A 17,527-nucleotide genomic window follows, 5' to 3' on the forward strand; every position below is an offset into this window, starting at 1 on the left:
AACACCGCCATCGCCGCGCTCGTCATCGACTCGGAACTGTCCCGGCTGCAGGCGATCCTGGGGAACTGTCCGCCCAGTGAAACGGCAGTCACAGCTGTCGACGTTTTGCATGGGCCCTGGCGCACTTTGTCTGCAAAACGTCGATCGCTGTGACGTGTGATGGTCGGCTGATCTGCGTCACCGGCCAATTCGTGAAACATCGAGGCTAGCCCTCCAACACCGCCATCGCCGCGTTGTGCCCGCCGATCCCCGACACCGCGCCACCGCGTCGAGACGCCGAGCCGCACAACAGGATCCGATCATGCGTGGTCGCCACGCCCCAGCGCTGCGCCGAAGTTTCCAGGGGCTCGTCGTCCTCGACGAACGGCCACGACAACCCGCCGTGGAAGATATGTCCGCCCGTCATGCCCAGCGAGTGCTCGAGGTCGACGGTCGTCTTCGTCTCGATGCACAGCCGGCCCGCCGAATCCTCCATCAACACGTCGTGAATCGATTCGGCGAGAACAGAATTCAGTGAGTTGAGCACCGCCGAGGTCAATGTGTCGCGCATTCGGTCGGGGTCGCCCGACGACACCAGCTGGTGCGGGGTGTGCAGGCCGAACACCGTCAACGTCTGCGCGCCGGCCGCGCGCAGTTCGTCGGACAGGATCGACGGATCGGTCAGTGAATGGCAGTAGATCTCGCACGGCAGCGGATCGGGGACGACGCCGTGGTCGGCCTGCACATACGCCCGGTCGAGTTGGCTGTACGACTCGTTGACGTGGAACGTCCCCCCGAACGCCTGCTCGGCGGTGACGGTGTCGTCGCGTAGTCGCGGCAGCCGCCGCAGCATCAGGTTCACCTTGACCTGCGCGCCGGGGGTCGACTCCGGCGCCGGCTCACCCAGCAATTCGGCCAGCACGGTCGGCGTCACGTTGGCCAGCACAACCCCGGCGTGCACGGCGCGATCGGCGCCGCCATTGCGGTATCGGACTTCGCCGGCCGGATCGACCGCGTAAACATCGGCGTCACAGGTCAATTCGGCGCCATAACCGGCGGCGGCCGCCGCTAGCGCGCCGCTGATCGCCCCCATACCGCCGATCGGCACGTCCCAGTCGCCGGTGCTGCCGCCGAGCAGGTGGTACAGGAAGCACACGTTCTGGATCAGCGACGGGTCGTCGAGGCGGGCGAACGTGCCGATCAACGCGTCGGTGGCGATCACGCCGCGCACCACGTCGTCGCCGACGGCCGTGGTGATCGCGTGTCCGATCGGCTCCTCGACCATCAGCCGCCACGCGGCTGCGTCATCGACGAGAGTGCGAGCCTGGCTGCGACGACGCAACGGCTGCAGCAGCGTCGGCCACAACCGGGCGGCGACGCCACCGCACCGGCGGTAGAAATCGGCGAACGCGGCCTCGTCGGATGCCGCGCCGATCGTCCCGAACGTCGACGTCGGCCCGATCAGCAGCCCGGTGCGGCCGCCGGTCGACGGGTCGGGCGTGTACGAGGAATAGCGGCGGCGCTGCAGGCGCACCCGCGCGCCGAGGTCTTCGATGATCCGCCGGGGCAGCAGGCTGACCAGATAGGAGTACCGCGACAGTCGCGCGTCGACGCCGTCGAACGCATGCGCGGACACCGCCGCACCACCGACGTGGTCGAGCCGTTCGAGCACCCGCACGCGGCGACCGGCCTTGGCGAGGTAGGCAGCCGCGACGAGGCCGTTGTGGCCGCCTCCGACGACGATGACGTCGTAGCTGGGGTTCAGCTGAGGTATCCCTCGACCTCGTCCGGCGGACGCACCTCCGCCTCGCGCGGATCGCCGCCGGTTTCCCGCAGGGCCCGGCGCTGCCGCAGCAGATCCCAGCACTGGTCGAGTTGCACCTCGACGGCCTTCAGCCGTTGATGCTCCTGCGACTCGTCGATCTCGCGGTCCTGAAGCTTGGCGCGCAGCTCCTGCTCCTCGGCGACGAGCTTGTTGACCTGATCGAGAATGTCTTGGTCTTTGGTCACAGCGCCAGTCTGCCCGACTACCGTGAGTGCGGTGACTTCAAATTCGGGGCAGAAGCCCGAAATCGAATTCCCCGACGGCCCGCCACCCACCGAGTTGGTGATCACCGATCTGGTCGTCGGCGACGGCCCCGAGGCGGTGCCCGGCGGCAACGTCGAGGTGCACTACGTCGGGGTGGAGTACGACACCGGCGAGGAGTTCGACAGCTCGTGGAACCGCGGTGAGTCGATCGAGTTTCCGCTGCGTGGGCTCATCCAGGGCTGGCAGGACGGTATCCCCGGAATGAAGGTCGGCGGTCGCAGACAGCTCGTCATCCCGCCGGCGCAGGCGTACGGTCCCGCCGGCGGCGGACACCGGCTGTCCGGCAAGACGCTGATCTTCGTGATCGATCTGCTCGCCGCGCGCTAGCGTCCCCGCGCGACTCTCACCGCACGCCGGGCAGCCGCAGAAGCAGGCGTACGCCACCCAGTGGGCTGTCCTCCAGCGTGGCAGTGCCGCCGTGCAATTCGGCTTGCTGCGCGACGAGCGCGAGGCCCAGTCCGGACCCGGAGTGCGACGCCGTCGACCCGCGGGAGAACCGCTCGAACACGATCGAGCGCTCCTCCTCGGGAATGCCGACTCCGTCGTCGTCGATGGCGATCTCCACGCCCGCACGTGAACTGACCGCCGACAGTTGCACCCGCGTCGCACCGCCGTGCTTCACGGCGTTGGCGATCGCGTTGTCGACCGCCAACCGCAGGCCCGCGGGCAGGCCCACGATGATCACCGTCGGCGCGGGCACCAACGACACGTCGAGATCCGGATAAACCCGCATCGCGTCGTGCGCGGCGCGGTCCAGTAGTTCGGTGATGTCGACGGGCACATGGTCGTCTGCGGTCGACAACTCGCCCTGGGCCAGGCGTTCCAGCGCGCTGAGCGTCGCCTCGATGCGCGACTGTGTCCGGATGACGTCGTTGACCACCTCCTTGCGCTGCTCCTCGGGCATGTCGAGGGTGGCCAGCACCTCGAGGTTGGTCCTCATCGCCGTCAGCGGAGTGCGCAGTTCGTGGGCGGACACCGACGCGAAATCACGCGCCGACGCCAGCGCGGCCTTGGTCCGGTCCTGTTCGTTCCACACGCGTTCGACCAGGCCCTTGACCGCCTCGGCGATCTCGACGGCTTCGGTGGCGCCGCGCACCTCGACGTCGGGGTCCTCGTCACCGGCGTCGATCTGGCGGGTCTGCTGAGCCAAACTCTTGAGTGGGCGCACCGCGAACGCGGCCAGCACCCAACCGAAGACCGACGCGGCGCCCACGGCGAACACGCAGATGACGATCACCCGCCGGTGCAGGTTGTTGGTGTCGGCGATGGTGGCGTCGTAGGTGGCGCCGACGGCCACCGACATCGGCCCCGGGTAGTAGGGGATGTCGACCGTGCGGACCCGGTATCGCACGCCGTCGACGTAGGTGTCGGCGTAGCCGGGCTCCATCTGCGGGAGCACGACGTTGGAGTTGGACGTCACCTCCCCGCCGCGGTGCACGGTGATGACGGCGTCCTGGTTGTTCGGCGATTTGGGGATCTCGTCCAGGCCGCGCGGCAGAAACGGGATCGCGAACCCGGCGGCCTCATCGAGTCGGCGGTCGAGGCGCTCTTTGCGGTCGTTGGTGATGCCGACCCACACGACTGTGCCCACGATGACGACGACGATCGCCGCGCCGATCGCGGTGGCAAGTGCGACGCGGGTGCGCAGCGACGGGGTTCGGCGGAAGATCCGCGACAGCAGGTTCATAGTTCACTGAGTTCGCAGAACGAATCCCACTCCGCGCACCGTGTGCAGCAGCCGGGGCGCTCCGCCGGCTTCCAGCTTGCGACGCAGGTAGCCGATGAAGACATCGACGACGTTGGTGTCCGCGGCGAAGTCGTAGCCCCAGACCAGCTCGAGCAGCTGCGCGCGCGACAGTACGGCGGTCTTGTGCTCGGCCAGCACCGCGAGCAGGTCGAACTCGCGCTTGGTCAGGTCGACGTCGACGCCGTTGACGCGGGCGCGTCGGCCGGGGATGTCGACTTCGAGCGGGCCGACCTGAATGGTCTCCGACGAGAACGTCGCGGTGGACCCGCGCCGGCGCAGCAGCGCCTTCACCCGGGCCACGAGTTCGGCCAGCACGAACGGCTTGACCAGGTAGTCGTCGGCGCCGGCCTCCAGACCGGCCACGCGGTCGTCGACCGAGCTGCGCGCTGAGAGCACGCAGACGGGCACGTCGTTGTCCATCGCGCGCAGGGCGGTGACCACGCTGACGCCGTCGAGCACGGGCATGTTGATGTCCAGGACGATGGCGTCGGGTCGGGTTTCGGTCGCGCTACGCAGCGCTTCGGCGCCGTCCACGGCGGTGGCCACGTCGAAACCGGAGAGCCGCAGCCCACGCTCGAGGGAGGCCAGGACGTCGGGGTCGTCGTCGACCACGAGAACCCGGGGCGAGGCTGCACCACTGTTCATGCCGTCAATCTTGCCTGAAGGAGAGGTTTATCGGCGGGAAGGCGGGCGGCCGGGGCGGCTACTTGTACTTTAGGAGGTCGATAGGACCGTTCCGGCAGTCGAGCCCGAAGAGAGGTTTGCCGAGCGCCGCTGGAACCTTTGCTGCGGCTGGATTTTTTCCCACCGAAGATTAACCGCTGCCCACCATCGAAAGGTGGGCTAACTGGTGCTCATCCTAATTCGATGACTTTCACGTTGCCGCTTTTCGAGAGGGCTGTCAGCCCCGGAGCGCTCGGGTCGGCGGTTTCCGGCACGGTCACTGTCGTAACGCCATGAGGCATGTCGGTTTCGGCCCGTACTCGGTACGGCTCAGAGCCGGGCAGCCCCACAGTCACATTGCCGCGGGCGATCGCTTCGGTAGTGCGCGGCGCCGCACGGAATTCCATCGAGATGCTACCGGTTTCGGCTGTCGCCCTGAACGTTTCGGACACGGCGATTCTGGCGTTGGTGCTGATGTCACCGTGGCGGACCTCAACGTCGATCACGCGGGCCGAGCCGCCGAGCGTGACGGTGCCGTCATCGACATTCGCAACCAGGTGATCGAGATCGGCGTCGGTGGTGAGCGGGCCGGTCCGGTGGTTGACGGTCACCCTCAAACCCCTTGCGACATCTGGCGGTAGCACGACCGTGAGCTCACCGGTGCCGATGTACGACAGAAAGCCGGAAGCGGCGTCGCCGAGTGTCACGCGGCTGCTGCCGCTGTCGGTGATGACGGCCGGTGGCGGACCGTCCGCCCTTGTCACCATCCGCAAGTCGACGCGGGGCTCAGTGGCGCTGTCATCAGCGACGATCCGCACGGCCACAGGGACCTCCCCAGTATCGATGGTCAGCAGCTGCATGTCGGCTGGCAGCGCCTGCGTGTGTGTGACGATGCGGCTGTCGGCGATCCCGAATGCGAGAACACCGAGGCCGGCCAACGTCGCGCCCGAAACCAAGGCTGCGATGGCGACGAGTAGGGCGCGCATCGCAGTGCGCGGGCCGCCGGACACTATTGGCGGCAGAGGAGCTGCCAATGGGGGGAGTGGCAGCTCCTCTGCCAGGACTTGGCGCGGTATGTTGGCGCGACGTCGGTGACGCTCACCGCCGCTTCGGCTCCTGCGCATCGAGGTGGGCGGCGGCGCGTTTGAGTACCAATACCGCATCGGCTTTGGTGGTGTGAGCGTCGTCGTTGTAGGCCCGCAGACTCGGCCACGCTTGCGCGGCGACGGAATTGGCCAGCCGCAGCACCAGGCGCTCCAGTCGGTCTACCTGCTCGTGTACCGCATTGGGATGCATGGCCTGCCAATAGCCAGCCGCCGTGCGCAGGGACCCTTCCAGGCAGAACTTGCACGGGGCGGCGCCGGCCTCGGTGCGCACCCGGTAACCCCCCGTGCCGATATGCTCGGTGCGCACGCGCACCCATTCGCCCGGGGACCCCAGGACGGGGTTCACCTGAGCACCGTCGGCGTCACGGCAGTAGGTGCCCTGCGTCCACCCGTCGTGGGGCTCGATGAGCGCCAACGCGTCCTCGATCACCTCTCGGTCGGTTTTGGCCGTCATACCTGCAGTGGTTTGGGCGATCGTCGTCATGATCTTGAATCCTTCCTATGTGCTTAAGACTCGAGGTAGCGCAAAACCGCGAGGACACGGCGGTTTTCGGTGTCATCGGGCTCCAGCCCCAACTTGGTGAAGATCGAAGCGATGTGTTTCTCGGCGGAACCGGTCGACATGTGCAGCGTCGCGGCGATCGCGGAGTTCGTCCTGCCCTCGGCCATCAGCTGCAGTACCTCGCGTTCGCGAGGGGTGAGCTGATCCAGCGTGCTGCGGCGATGCGATCGCGCCAGGATCTGGGACACGACCTCGGGGTCGAGCAGGGTGCCGCCGCTGCCAACGACCGAAACTGCCTCGAGGAACGCCGGCACGTCGGCAACGCGGTCCTTGAGCAGGTAACCGAAGCCGCGGGTGTCCGAGCTGATCAGGTCGGAGGCATAGCGCTCTTCCACGTAGTGGGACAACACCAGTACGGGCGACTCGGGATTCTGGCTGCGCAGCAGCGCGGCGGCGCGGATCCCCTCATCGGTGAAAGTCGGCGGCATCCTCACGTCGACGATCACCAGATCAGGCTTGGTGTCGTTGACCAGGGACAGCAGGTTGGTGGCGTCAGCGACGCCCGCGACCACGTCATGGCCGGCGTCGGTGAGCAGGCGTTCGATACCCGCACGCAGCAGCGCCGAGTCCTCGGCGATCACAATGCGCATGGCAGCACCGCCGTGACAGTCGTGGGCCCGCTGGCAGGGCTGGAAACCGTGAACGTGCCGCGCGCGGCGCGGACCCGGTCGGCCAGGCCGCGCAGGCCGGTGGCGACCGCGTTGTCAGTGATCCGCGCGCCGCCGTGGCCGTCGTCAAACACCGACACGTAGAGCTTCTTTTCGGCCTCGTCGAGCCGCACCGTCACGACGGCCCGCGACGCCTGGGCATGCTTGGCGACGTTGGTGAGTGCCTCCGCGACGACGAAGTAGGCGACGGATTCGATCTCCACAGGGCCGCGGCGGGGTTGGTCGATGTTGAGCGTTGTCGGGATCCCGGCGTTCTGGGCGCGCTGCACCACTGCTGAGAGCGCGGCGTCCAGGCCCCGGTCGGAAAGGATTGTCGGTGCGATACCGCGCACGACATTACGCAGTTCCACCAGAGCGGTTTTCACGTCGTCATGGGCCTCGGTGAGCAACGCTTTGGCGGCAGCCGGGTCGGTGTCGAACTTGGTCTGGGCCAGGCCGATCGTCATCGCCAGCGACACCAGGCGGGGCTGCACACTGTCGTGCAGGTCGCGTTCGATGCGATGACGCTCGGTGTGGGCCGAGGAAACCGCGCCTAGCCTGGCGTCGGCGAGCGCGTCCACCTCGTGTTGCAGCACCGCGGCCGGCGACGGCGAGAGCAACCAGTGGTCGATCTTGGCGTCGAGAACGGGCGCGAAGACCACGATCGCAGCGGCGGCCGCCAACGCAACCACGGCCAGCGGCCACGCCAGAGCCGGCGAAATGAAGGACAAAGACGCGTCGTCGCTGCGGCTTGCGGCGATCGCCGCGGCCGGCGTCAATAACCCGAACGCCAGCAGAACGAGCGCGAGACCACCGGCTGTCAGGTCGTAGACGCTCCGAAGAAAGTGATGGGTGCAGCCCTTCCAGAACCGAACGCTGGTGATGTCCAGCCACATCTGGTGGGTCCATCCTTGAAACCCCTTATAGCCAGACCTCTTTCGGGGTGGCACCGGGATTCCCATACCGAAGACAGTTTCGCTGCGCACTCGCTCGAGCCACTCCACGCCGCGCATCAGGTACACGAACACGACGAGGGCGAGTACGAACCCGATCACCGAGGGAATCGTCGCTATTCCGATGACCGCGATAATGATCGGCACCCACAGCCAAACCACGGCGATCGCCGCGCCGACGATCAGCGAGGCGCTCGGCACGAAGCCGATGCGACGGGGCGCCGGCACCGTGACTGGATCAGCCGTGACCGGCGCGACCTCTGGATCAGTGACTGCTGCGACCATGCCTTCAACGTACGGAACGCCGCGGCGAGGCAACATGCCGTTTACCGGACGAATTAGGGGGGGTTAACCCCCGCATCCGCTGCCTGAATGCACCGCGACGGCAGTTCAGCGCACCCGTCGCGAATTTGCATCTTCGGTGGGAGCCGTACGCGAGAGCTTGAACCATTGCGCGGCTGTTGGCAAGGGCGGCATCGGGAAACCCCCTCAAGCTGCGGCGTAGTACCGTCCCCCCGTGGTGAACTTGGCTTACGAAGACCGCGGTGACGGGGATCCGGTCCTGTTTATTGCCGGTCAAGGTGGTGTTGGACGCATGTGGGATGTCCATCAGGTGCCTGCGTTCCGGGCAGCTGGCTACCGCGTCATCACGTTCGACAACAGGGGTGTCGGAGCAACGGCGAATCTCGACGGCTTCACAACGGCGAATATGGTCGCTGACACCGCGGAGTTGATAACGAAGCTGGATATCGCTCCCGTTCGGATCGTGGCCACCTCGATGGGCTCATACATCGCACAGGAACTGATGCTGGCCAGGCCGGAGTTGGTGAGCCACGCGGCATTGATGGCAACCCGGGGACGCCACGATCGCGCGCGAGCGTTCTTCCGCACAGCCGAGGAAGATCTCGCTGCTGCCGGCACTGACCTGCCGCCGCGTTACGAAGCCAAACTGAGGCTGCTCGAGAACTTCTCACCGAAGACGCTCAACGACGACGGCGCTGTTCAGGACTGGATCGACACCTTCACGATGTGGCCGACGAAGTCGACGCCTGGGTTGCGCGCCCAGTACGGCGTCGCGCCGGAGAGCGATCGGCTGCGTGTCTACAAGGTGATCGCCACTCCGGTACTGGTGCTCGGGTTCGCGGACGACCTCGTGATGCCTCCGCACCTCGGCGCCGAGGTGGCAAACGCCCTCCCGAATGGTCGGTACCGAGAGATCGCTGACACCGGTCACCTGGGATTTCTGGAACGACCCCAGGTCGTGAACTCGGTCATCCTGAGCTTTTTCGCCCACGAGTCTCCGCAGACGGCTTGACGTGCCGGACGCACCGGGCTAGGGCTGGTCGAACGCCCCACGAACAGCGAGTTATGTTCTCCTGCAACCCATCACAAGCTGTAGGGGAGATTGGTGCGATCCGACGCCGAGGGCGGCTGGGTCGTCACCGATCATTAACGCTTCTGCGTCCGTGCCGAGAGCTCCCGGAAGTAGACTCCTGGACCGCTGCGAGGTTCAAGGGGATTTGTCGGTCTGATGTAACTTTCGATACGGTGCCTGACACACGTGATCTGCATTACGATCCCGTATCGCGTTGGAAAAGGGGAGATTGTGGAGGGCAACGACATGCTTTACTTCGGCATGGTCGGGTTTTGCTCCCCGAGGTGCTGCGTGTTTGCGGTGACTCCGCATGGCTAGCCTCGGATGCTCGCCGCATCCGAGGCGTCGCCGTCTGGCGTGTCACGGTCGATGTGTAGTTGCATGTTCGAGCGACTGACAATTCGACGACGTACGACGGACATGGATACGGATAGAGGGGATTCGCGATTTTCAGGGTTCTGAAGCGGCTGTGGATTCCGCTGCTCATTCTCGTGGTGGTCCTTGCCGGGGGCTTCACCGTGTCGCGGCTGCGCACAGTCTTCGGTACCGACAACCGCGCCTCGTATGCCGACACCGAATTAGAGGAGCAAGAACCCTACGACCCGAAGAAGCTGGTGTACGAGGTGTTTGGCCCGCCGGGGACGGTGGCAACCATCAGCTATTTCGACACCGATGCCGACCCACAGTTGGTCGAGGGAGCGAGCCTGCCGTGGTCAACGACGTACGAGATCAGTGGAGCAGCCATCATCGGAAACCTCGTCGCGCAGGGCACCGGCAACAGCATCGGCTGCCGCATCATCGTGGACGGTGAGGTCGAAGCGGAGAGAATCGCCCAGGGAACTAACGCGCTTACCTACTGCCTGATGAAGGCCGCATGACCACTGATCAGAGGCAACGTAAACCGCCATTCGTTGCGCGAATGATTTATCGGCTCTCGCCGGCCATCATCCTGGGGTGGTTGGCGATCGCCGTCATCCTGAGCACCGGCGTCCCCTCACTGGAACAGGTCGAAAGAGAGCATGCGATAACGCTCACCCCCGACGATGCGCCGTCTTTCAAAGCGATGCAGCGTATGGGGGATCTTTTCAACGAGTCTGATTCGAACAGCGTGGCAATGGTCGTCCTGGAGGGTCAGGAACCGCTTCGCGAAGCCGCGCACGACTTCTACGACGAATTGATTCGTCAGTTCAAGGCGGACACCCAGCATGTCGAGCATGTTCAAGATTTCTGGGGGGATCCGCTCACCTCTGGTGCCGCGGAGAGCGACGATGGAAAGGCCGCGTATGTCCAAATCAACCTCAAGGGAAACCTGGGCCAGGCCTCGTCCAACGAATCCGTAGAAGCCCTCCGGAAAATCGTGGACCAGACCCCGCCGCCGCCGGGAGTCACGGCCTATGTCACGGGCCCAGCGGCGTTCGTTTCGGATCTGGGTTCGAGTGGCAACAACACCGTCCTCTTGATCACGGGCCTGAGCATTGCGGTGATCTTCACCATGCTGCTTCTGGTTTACCGCTCGATCGTCACGGTGCTCGTTTCCTTGGTGATGGTCTTTGTTCAGTTGCAGGTGACCCGGGGATTCGTCGCGTTCTTGGGCGACATGGAGATTGTCACTCTTACGACCTACGTCGTTAATCTCCTGGTATCGCTTGTGATAGCGGCCGGAACTGACTACGGAATCTTTTTCTTCGGGCGCTATCACGAGGCGCGTCTGGCCGGCGAGGACAAGCTAACGGCCTTCTACACCACATACCGCAGCGTTGCCAAGGTGGTTTTGGCGTCCGGGTTGACTATCGCCGGAGCCGTTTTCTGTCTCAGTTTTGCCCGATTGCCCTATTTCCAACCGCTGGGGATCCCCGGTGCGGTGGGGATCCTCGTGGCGGTTGCGGTGGCCCTCACGCTGGTTCCGGCGGTGCTTGCCGGAGGCAGCCGGTTAGGGCTGTTTGAGCCCAAGCGGAAGGTTGTCGGTCGGCGATGGCGCCGGGTAGGCACCGCAGTAGTCCGATGGCCCATGCCGATCCTGATTGCGACGTGCGCGCTCGCGCTTGTCGGTTTGCTAGCGCTGCCGGGATACAGACCCAGCTACAACGATCAGGAAACGATCCCCAAGGATATACCCGCCAATCAGGGCTTTGAGGCCGCTAAGCGACATTTTCCAGAGGCGCTCATGATGACGCCCGATATTCTGATGATCGAGTCTGATCACGATATGCGCAATTCGGCTGACATGCTGGTATTGAACAAACTCGCCAAGGGGGTTCTAGCTGTTCCAGGCATCGCCAGGGTGCAGGCCCCGACTCGGCCCGCGGGTGAGCCGCTAGCACATACGACGATTCCTTTCATCATCAGCATGGGGCAGGCAAACCAGCTACAGAATCTGCCATTTCAGAAAGACCGCATGGAAGACATGCTGAAGCAGGCTGATGAAATGGCGGAAACCATACGCCTGATGACCCGAATGTTCGGTTTGATGCAAGAGCTGTACGCGACAACCCACCGCATGGTCGGTACCACGCACGAACTTGAAGATATCACGAACGAATTGCGTGACCACATTGCAAATTTCGATGATTTCTTCAGGCCGATCCGCAATTACTTCTACTGGGAGCCGCACTGCTTCAATATCCCAGTCTGCTGGGCGATCAGATCTGTATTCGATGTCATCGATGGAGTCGATAAGATCACGGTAAAGATGCGTGATCTAGTAACCAATCTTGATCAACTAGATGCCATCATGCCGCAGTTACTCGCCCAGTTCCCGCCAATGATCGCGACCATGGAGAGCACGCGAACCATGATGCTGACCATGCACAGCACCATGTCGGGAATGCTCGGCCAAATGGCCGAGGGAGGCGAAAATGCCACAGCGATGGGTAAGGCGTTTGATGCCGCCAAGAATGATGACTCTTTTTATCTGCCGCCGGACGTGTTTAAGAACGAGGACTTCAAGAAGGTCCTCGATGTTTTCATGTCAGACGACGGCAAAGCGGCGCGGATGCTCATTACTCATAAGGGCGATCCCTTGACGCCCGAGGGTATTTCGCGGGTCGAGCCGATAAAAATCGCGGCCGAGGAGGCCCTTAAAGGAACTCCATTGGAGAACGCTCAAATCTCCCTCGGGGGATCGGCGGCAATGGCGAAAGACTTGGTTGAGGGGTCCACATATGATCTCTTGATCGCTGGGGTCGCTGCGCTCTGTCTCATATTCATCATCATGCTGATCATGACGCGGAGTTTTGTCGCTGCCCTGGCGATCGTCGGCACAGTGGCGGTTTCGCTCGGCACGGCCTTCGGGCTGTCGGTTCTCATTTGGCAGCATATTCTCGGGATACAAATACACTGGGTGGTACTTGCGATGTCGGTGATCGTCCTGTTGGCGGTCGGTTCCGATTACAATCTATTGCTCGTATCACGAATGAAAGAGGAATTAGGCGCCGGAATAAACACGGGAATCATTCGCGCAATGGCTGGCACAGGTGGGGTGGTGACCGCGGCGGGCCTCGTATTCGCGTTCACCATGTTGGTGATGTTGGCCAGCGACCTGCGCACCCTCGGGCAAGTGGGGTCCACCATCGGGTTGGGCCTGTTGTTCGACACCTTGGTGGTGCGCGCGTTCATGACGCCTTCCATCGCCGCACTGCTGGGGCGTTGGTTCTGGTGGCCGCAACGCGTGCACCCCCGTCCCAATAAGTTCGGAAACCGTCCGCTGGTGCGTTCGCTCTTCGCAAACGGGGAGCACTAGGGCGACGTGACGAACGATCCGACCAGCTGCCCTCTGAAGGCCGCATGAGCGACCACCAGGTGAGAGACCGACCGCCTTTCATCGCACGAGCGGTCTATCGGTTGTCCGTGCCGATCATCGTCGGCTGGTTGGCGGTCACTGCCATCCTGTTCTTCGCGGTTCCTTCGCTGGAACAAGTCGGAAGGGAACGTGCTGTAGCGCAAGTTCCCGAAGACGCGCCGTCGTACCAGGCGATGAAGCACATGGGCCAGGTGTTCAAGGAATCCGACTCCGACAGCTTCGCCATGGTCGTGTTGGAGGGTCAGCAACCGCTCGGTCCCGATGCACACACGTACTACGACGAGTTGGTTCGTCAATTGGAAGCGGACACGAAGCACGTGAATCACGTGCAGGACTTCTGGGGGGACCCCCTTACGGCGTCGGGTGCGGAAAGCGCCGATGGCAAGGCCGCGTACGTTCAGGTGAATCTCGCCGGTGACCAAGGCGAGGCGTTGGCGAATGAATCCGTGCAGGCCGTTCGGGATATCGTGGCGCGGACGCCACCGCCTCCAGGGATCGCGGCCTATGTCACGGGTCCCGCGCCACTGATGGCGGACATGAACATCAGTGCCGACCAATCCATCATCAAGATCACCGTGGTCACCATCGTGGTGATTCTCGCGATGTTGCTTTTCGTCTACCGTTCGATCGTCACCGTGATCTTCCTGTTGGTGATGGTCGGGATCCAAGTGCAGGTGGCCCGAGGAGTTGTCGCATTTCTCGGCGATCACCAGGTTCTTGAACTTTCGACGTTTTCTGTCAGCCTGCTGGTATCGCTCGGAATCGCCGCCGGAACGGACTACGGAATCTTCTTCTTCGGGCGTTATCACGAGGCGCGTCAGGCCGGCGAGGAAAAGTTAACGGCCTTTCACACCACCTACCGCAGCGTTGCAAAAGTGGTCTTGGGTACCGGTTTGACTATCGCCGGAGCGATTTTCTGCCTGAGCTTCACCAGACTGCCTTATTTCCAAACGCTGGGCGTCCCAGGCGCGCTGGGTATGCTCATGGTGGTCGCGGTGGCCGTCACGCTGGTTCCGGCCGCAATTGCCGTAGGCAGCCGCTTTGGGTTGTTCGAACCCAAGCGGAAGATCTCTGTTCGTCGATGGCGGCGGGTGGGTACGGCGATCGTGCGGTGGCCGGTGCCGATTCTCGTCGCGACCTGCGCGCTTTCGCTCATTGGGCTATTGGCCCTTCCGGGGTATACGACCAGTTACAACGATCGGCTGTATGTGCCCCAAGACATCTCCGCAAACGTGGGATATGCGGCCGCTGAGCGTCACTTCCCTGAGTCGCGAATGATGCCTGAGATACTGATGATCGAATCGGATCACGATATGCGTAACCCCACAGATTTTCTGGTATTGCACAAACTCGCCAAAAGCATCTTCGCCATTCCGGGTATTTCCAGGGTCCAGGGTATAACCCGGCCCGAGGGAACCCCGATCGAACGCACCTCGATTCCTTTTCTGCTGAGCATCCAAAGCGCTAGCCAGAGGCAGATGTTGCCGTTTCAGCGACGCCAGATAAACGATATGCTGAAGCAGGCCGAGCGGATGACGGAATTGATCAGGCTGATGCAGCGCAACTACGAGGTAACGTTACAGCTCTACGATGTCACTCATCGCATGGTCGGCATAACGCACGAGCTGGAAGATAGCGTAAACGAGATGCGTGATTCCGTTGCGGATTTCGACGATTTCTTCAGGCCGATTCGCAATTACCTGTACTGGGAGCCGCACTGCTTCAATATCCCCATCTGCTGGGCGATCAGATCTATATTCGAATCACTCGACGGTGTCGATCGGATCAGTGTCAAGATGCGTCAGCTAGTCACCAACCTTGATCAAATTGATGTGATCATGCCGCAGCTGCTCGCGCAGATGCCCGCCATGATCGCGATCATGAAGAGCATGCGGACGATGATGCTGACCATGCACACCACAATGTCCGGAACAATGGCCCAGATGGATGAAATGAGCGAGGATGCCGCCGCCATGGGCAAAGCTTTCGACGCCGCCAGGAACGATGACTCCTTCTACCTGCCTCCGGAAGTTTTCGAGAACGAGGATTTCAAGCGCGCCATGGAGCTCTTCTTCTCGCCGGACGGCAAGGCGATGCGATTAATGATTTCGCATAGGGGTGAGCCCGGAACTCCTGAGGCCCTGGCGCGGGTCGATGAGATAAGAAAAGCTGCAGTGGAGGCACTCAAGGCGACTCCACTGCAGGACGCGAAGATTTACCTCGCCGGATCAGCGGCGACATATAAAGACATGCAGGAAGGTTCCACATTCGATCTGTTGATCGCTGGGGTCGCTGCGCTATGTCTTATTTTCATCATCATGTTGATAATTACGCGGAGTGTTATCGCTGCAGTGGTTATCGTGGGAACGGTGGTACTCTCGCTCGGCGCGTCCTTTGGGCTCTCCGTCCTCATTTGGCAGCATATTCTCGGTATTGAATTGCACTGGCTTGTGCTCGCGATGTCCGTGATCATCCTCTTGGCGGTGGGTTCTGATTACAACCTGTTGCTGGTGTCACGGATGAAAGAGGAAATAGGCGGCGGGATAAACACGGGCATCATCCGGGCGATGGGGGGTACCGGCAGGGTCGTGACGGCCGCTGGCCTGGTTTTTGCGTTCACCATGATGTCTATGGTCGTCAGCGACCTGCGCATCATCGGCCAAGTGGGTACGACCATTGGACTGGGTCTCTTGTTCGACACGTTGGTGGTGCGCGCGTTTATGACGCCGTCAATCGCCGCGCTGCTAGGACGCTGGTTCTGGTGGCCGCAGAAGATCCACCCCCGCCCCCAGAGCGCAACACATCGACTGGCGGGGATTCCGTCGAATGGTGGTACGTTCGCTCCCCCTGGACGCGGCTGACAACTGCTGGCGAGCGTCAACGCAGCGAATTGACCGACTATGCGGGCGAGGCAACTTCACGCCTGCTGTTTGCCGCCGCAAGCCCCCGCAGATCATGGTTGGCCCTCGACGCAATTCAAGGCTTCGGTTGTCAGTTGCCTGGTAACGTCGGCGCTGCAGCGCATGCACCTCGAGGAGTGCGCGGGCGACAGGGGCAAGGGTTTGAGCTGGACATTCAGAGGCAATGAAACGTTCAAGGGTAAGCGAGCGATTAAGACTAGGAAATCCGCTGAGGGAGGAAGTACACACATGATCAAACCGTCTTTGACCAGACTGGCCGTCGTGCTCGGGGGCTTGGGATTGTCGCTGACTGCGGCGACCGGGATCGCTTCGGCAACCCCTGACCTGGGTCCGGCTGTCGAGACAACCTGCACTTACCCGCAACTGATGTCGGCACTGAACGCGGCTGACCCCACTGCTGCAGCGGTGGTTAACAATTCGCCCGCGATCAAGGCCGGTTTGAATCAGTTCCTGGCTGCGCCGCCGGCGCAACGTCAGCGGATGGCGGAGAGCATCGCCAACGACCCGGCGAACCAGCCGTATCTTGGGCTCTACCAAACGGTTTTCAGCACGTGCAATAACTTCTGATCGGCGAATGCGCGTCTGACACTCGCCAGCTTGGCAAACGACCCTGTGTATACAGGGTCGTTTGTCAATTGCTCACTCGCGTCAACCTCGACTGAGCCTTAGTCGAATTGTCATCTGATCGATAACGAGGTCATGTCTGAGCGCATAACTGACGCGACGACGTTGACCGGTGACGGGTTGCGTGGCGAAAAGCCTTTCGAACGCGTGTTGATGTAGCCGCGACATAGCAATTCCATACGCCGCGCTGCTGGTTCGCCGCTTCCTACTTGACGGTCATGGCCGCCGCCGGTCGATCGCTGGCGCGGGCAGGCTGCGACGTGGTCGTGGCGATGGATCCGCGCGTGGCGGCGGTGCCCGCGGCTCTGCGCCGTAGGAGAGGCCACGCGGAATGCCGTTTCGGTCTCCGCAGGGTGAACCGATGCAGACCCTGCACGAGTTAGTCGTCGCAGGGTTTTGCCGATTTGCATAGCCCGGAGCGAGGCCTCCTGCCCCACCTGGTGGCCTACCTGTCCCAGTGATGGGTTAGGCGGCGCTCATCGCCGCCTATACAACGGGACTACCGAGTTTGCTCCGTCATGCCAATGAGGGGGCCATGACTGGCGGCAGACGGAAGTCTCGGGCTACTGCTGGCGGACGTCGTCGCTGTCGAAACACTGCGTCACGTACGCTTTGCTGGGCTTCCTGCTGACTTCGCCGGGATTCACGCGAAAACTTTGCCCAAACCCCGTGAACGGGGCTGACTGCCTCAGTATGGTTTGGAGCGGTCCCAACCATGTCGAGTAATCGGTCAGGAGAACTGTGAGCATCAATCCATTCGACGATGACAACGGAAGCTTTTTCGTCTTGGTCAACGACGAGGAGCAACACAGCCTGTGGCCGACTTTCGCCGAGGTTCCGGCCGGCTGGCGTGTGGTTTACGGCGAAGCGGATCGCGCCGCATGTCTCGACTACATCGAACAGAACTGGCCTGACATCCGGCCGAGAAGTCTACGGGAGAGGCTGGCAGAGGCGCGGGGCTCTAATAACTGAACCGTCTGACTTTTGGGGGGTCTGATGGAACGCAATAACGGGGCACTGCAGCTAAAACGGGGGGCAGAGCCCAGCGCGCTTGACGAGGGT

Annotated in this window: 15 protein-coding genes; 7 read left to right on the forward strand and 8 right to left on the reverse strand. The window is 62.7% G+C overall.

All coding sequences use genetic code 11. From position 1 onward, the window contains the following. Positions 1-205: 205 nt before the first annotated feature. The gene (locus G6N18_RS20220; RefSeq protein WP_083005603.1) at positions 206-1,744 is read right to left on the reverse strand and encodes a phytoene desaturase family protein; all 1,539 of its coding nucleotides are present in this window, start codon (positions 1,742-1,744) and stop codon (positions 206-208) included. After that, a complete protein-coding gene (locus tag G6N18_RS20225; RefSeq protein ID WP_083005553.1) occupies positions 1,741-1,989 on the reverse strand; it encodes a DUF2630 family protein in 249 nt (82 codons plus the stop codon). The genes G6N18_RS20220 and G6N18_RS20225 overlap by 4 nt, the downstream gene beginning before the upstream one ends. A gap of 22 nt (positions 1,990-2,011) precedes the next feature. Here G6N18_RS20225 and G6N18_RS20230 point away from each other — a divergent pair, with 22 nt between their 5' ends. Further along, positions 2,012-2,395, forward strand: coding sequence for an FKBP-type peptidyl-prolyl cis-trans isomerase (locus G6N18_RS20230; protein ID WP_179962330.1), 384 nt, complete (start codon positions 2,012-2,014; stop codon positions 2,393-2,395). Between the two features lie 16 nt (positions 2,396-2,411). Here G6N18_RS20230 and G6N18_RS20235 read toward each other — a convergent pair whose 3' ends face one another. The 6 genes from G6N18_RS20235 to G6N18_RS20260 form a co-directional block, all read right to left on the reverse strand. Continuing rightward, positions 2,412-3,755, reverse strand: coding sequence for a sensor histidine kinase (locus tag G6N18_RS20235; protein ID WP_083005556.1), 1,344 nt, complete (start codon positions 3,753-3,755; stop codon positions 2,412-2,414). Between the two features lie 3 nt (positions 3,756-3,758). Further along, entirely contained in the window at positions 3,759-4,469 is a 711-nt protein-coding gene (prrA, locus tag G6N18_RS20240) for a two-component system response regulator PrrA (protein ID WP_179962456.1), read from the reverse strand. 200 nt (positions 4,470-4,669) lie between these two features. Then, the gene (locus tag G6N18_RS20245; RefSeq protein WP_163689938.1) at positions 4,670-5,464 is read right to left on the reverse strand and encodes a hypothetical protein; all 795 of its coding nucleotides are present in this window, start codon (positions 5,462-5,464) and stop codon (positions 4,670-4,672) included. A gap of 112 nt (positions 5,465-5,576) precedes the next feature. Beyond that, complete coding sequence (locus G6N18_RS20250) at positions 5,577-6,068, reverse strand: DUF6197 family protein (protein ID WP_234806230.1); 492 nt, start codon at positions 6,066-6,068, stop codon at positions 5,577-5,579. Positions 6,069-6,091: 23 nt separating this feature from the next. Beyond that, positions 6,092-6,736, reverse strand: a complete 645-nt coding sequence (locus tag G6N18_RS20255) for a response regulator transcription factor (protein ID WP_083005566.1) — start codon at positions 6,734-6,736, stop codon at positions 6,092-6,094. Further along, a complete protein-coding gene (locus G6N18_RS20260) occupies positions 6,724-8,031 on the reverse strand; it encodes a sensor histidine kinase (RefSeq protein ID WP_083005569.1) in 1,308 nt (435 codons plus the stop codon). Before G6N18_RS20260 ends, G6N18_RS20255 begins: the two co-directional genes overlap by 13 nt. A 235-nt stretch (positions 8,032-8,266) precedes the next feature. Between G6N18_RS20260 and G6N18_RS20265 the strand changes: the two genes are divergently transcribed. The 6 genes from G6N18_RS20265 (at position 8,267) to G6N18_RS20290 (ending at position 17,437) form a co-directional block, all read left to right on the forward strand. Continuing rightward, positions 8,267-9,061, forward strand: coding sequence for an alpha/beta fold hydrolase (locus G6N18_RS20265; protein WP_083005607.1), 795 nt, complete (start codon positions 8,267-8,269; stop codon positions 9,059-9,061). A 527-nt stretch (positions 9,062-9,588) separates the two neighbouring features. Further along, positions 9,589-9,999, forward strand: coding sequence for an MmpS family transport accessory protein (locus tag G6N18_RS20270; protein WP_272937600.1), 411 nt, complete (start codon positions 9,589-9,591; stop codon positions 9,997-9,999). Then, positions 9,996-12,860: an MMPL/RND family transporter gene (locus tag G6N18_RS20275; protein WP_109749546.1), complete on the forward strand. Its 2,865-nt coding sequence runs from the start codon at positions 9,996-9,998 to the stop codon at positions 12,858-12,860. Before G6N18_RS20270 ends, G6N18_RS20275 begins: the two co-directional genes overlap by 4 nt. Positions 12,861-12,904: 44 nt before the next feature. Then, on the forward strand, positions 12,905-15,781 hold the full coding sequence (locus tag G6N18_RS20280) for an MMPL/RND family transporter (RefSeq protein ID WP_083005581.1): 2,877 nt from the start codon (positions 12,905-12,907) through the stop codon (positions 15,779-15,781). 288 nt (positions 15,782-16,069) lie between these two features. Continuing rightward, complete coding sequence (locus G6N18_RS20285) at positions 16,070-16,408, forward strand: hemophore-related protein (RefSeq protein WP_083005584.1); 339 nt, start codon at positions 16,070-16,072, stop codon at positions 16,406-16,408. Positions 16,409-17,206: 798 nt separating this feature from the next. Then, positions 17,207-17,437 (forward strand): MbtH family protein, encoded by a 231-nt coding sequence (locus G6N18_RS20290; RefSeq protein WP_083005590.1) that lies wholly within the window; start codon positions 17,207-17,209, stop codon positions 17,435-17,437. Positions 17,438-17,527: the final 90 nt, after the last annotated feature.

Source organism: Mycolicibacterium celeriflavum (assembly GCF_010731795.1).
Taxonomy (GTDB): domain Bacteria; phylum Actinomycetota; class Actinomycetes; order Mycobacteriales; family Mycobacteriaceae; genus Mycobacterium; species Mycobacterium celeriflavum.

Coding starts and splice junctions, on each gene's coding strand:
- G6N18_RS20235 (WP_083005556.1), bottom strand. CDS start 3,755: ATGAACCTGCTGTCGCGGATCTTCCGCCGAACCCCGTCGCTGCGCACC.
- G6N18_RS20285 (WP_083005584.1), top strand. CDS start 16,070: ATGATCAAACCGTCTTTGACCAGACTGGCCGTCGTGCTCGGGGGCTTG.
- G6N18_RS20255 (WP_083005566.1), bottom strand. CDS start 6,736: ATGCGCATTGTGATCGCCGAGGACTCGGCGCTGCTGCGTGCGGGTATC.
- G6N18_RS20250 (WP_234806230.1), bottom strand. CDS start 6,068: ATGACGACGATCGCCCAAACCACTGCAGGTATGACGGCCAAAACCGAC.
- G6N18_RS20245 (WP_163689938.1), bottom strand. CDS start 5,464: ATGCGCGCCCTACTCGTCGCCATCGCAGCCTTGGTTTCGGGCGCGACG.
- G6N18_RS20260 (WP_083005569.1), bottom strand. CDS start 8,031: ATGGTCGCAGCAGTCACTGATCCAGAGGTCGCGCCGGTCACGGCTGAT.
- G6N18_RS20275 (WP_109749546.1), top strand. CDS start 9,996: ATGACCACTGATCAGAGGCAACGTAAACCGCCATTCGTTGCGCGAATG.
- G6N18_RS20280 (WP_083005581.1), top strand. CDS start 12,905: ATGAGCGACCACCAGGTGAGAGACCGACCGCCTTTCATCGCACGAGCG.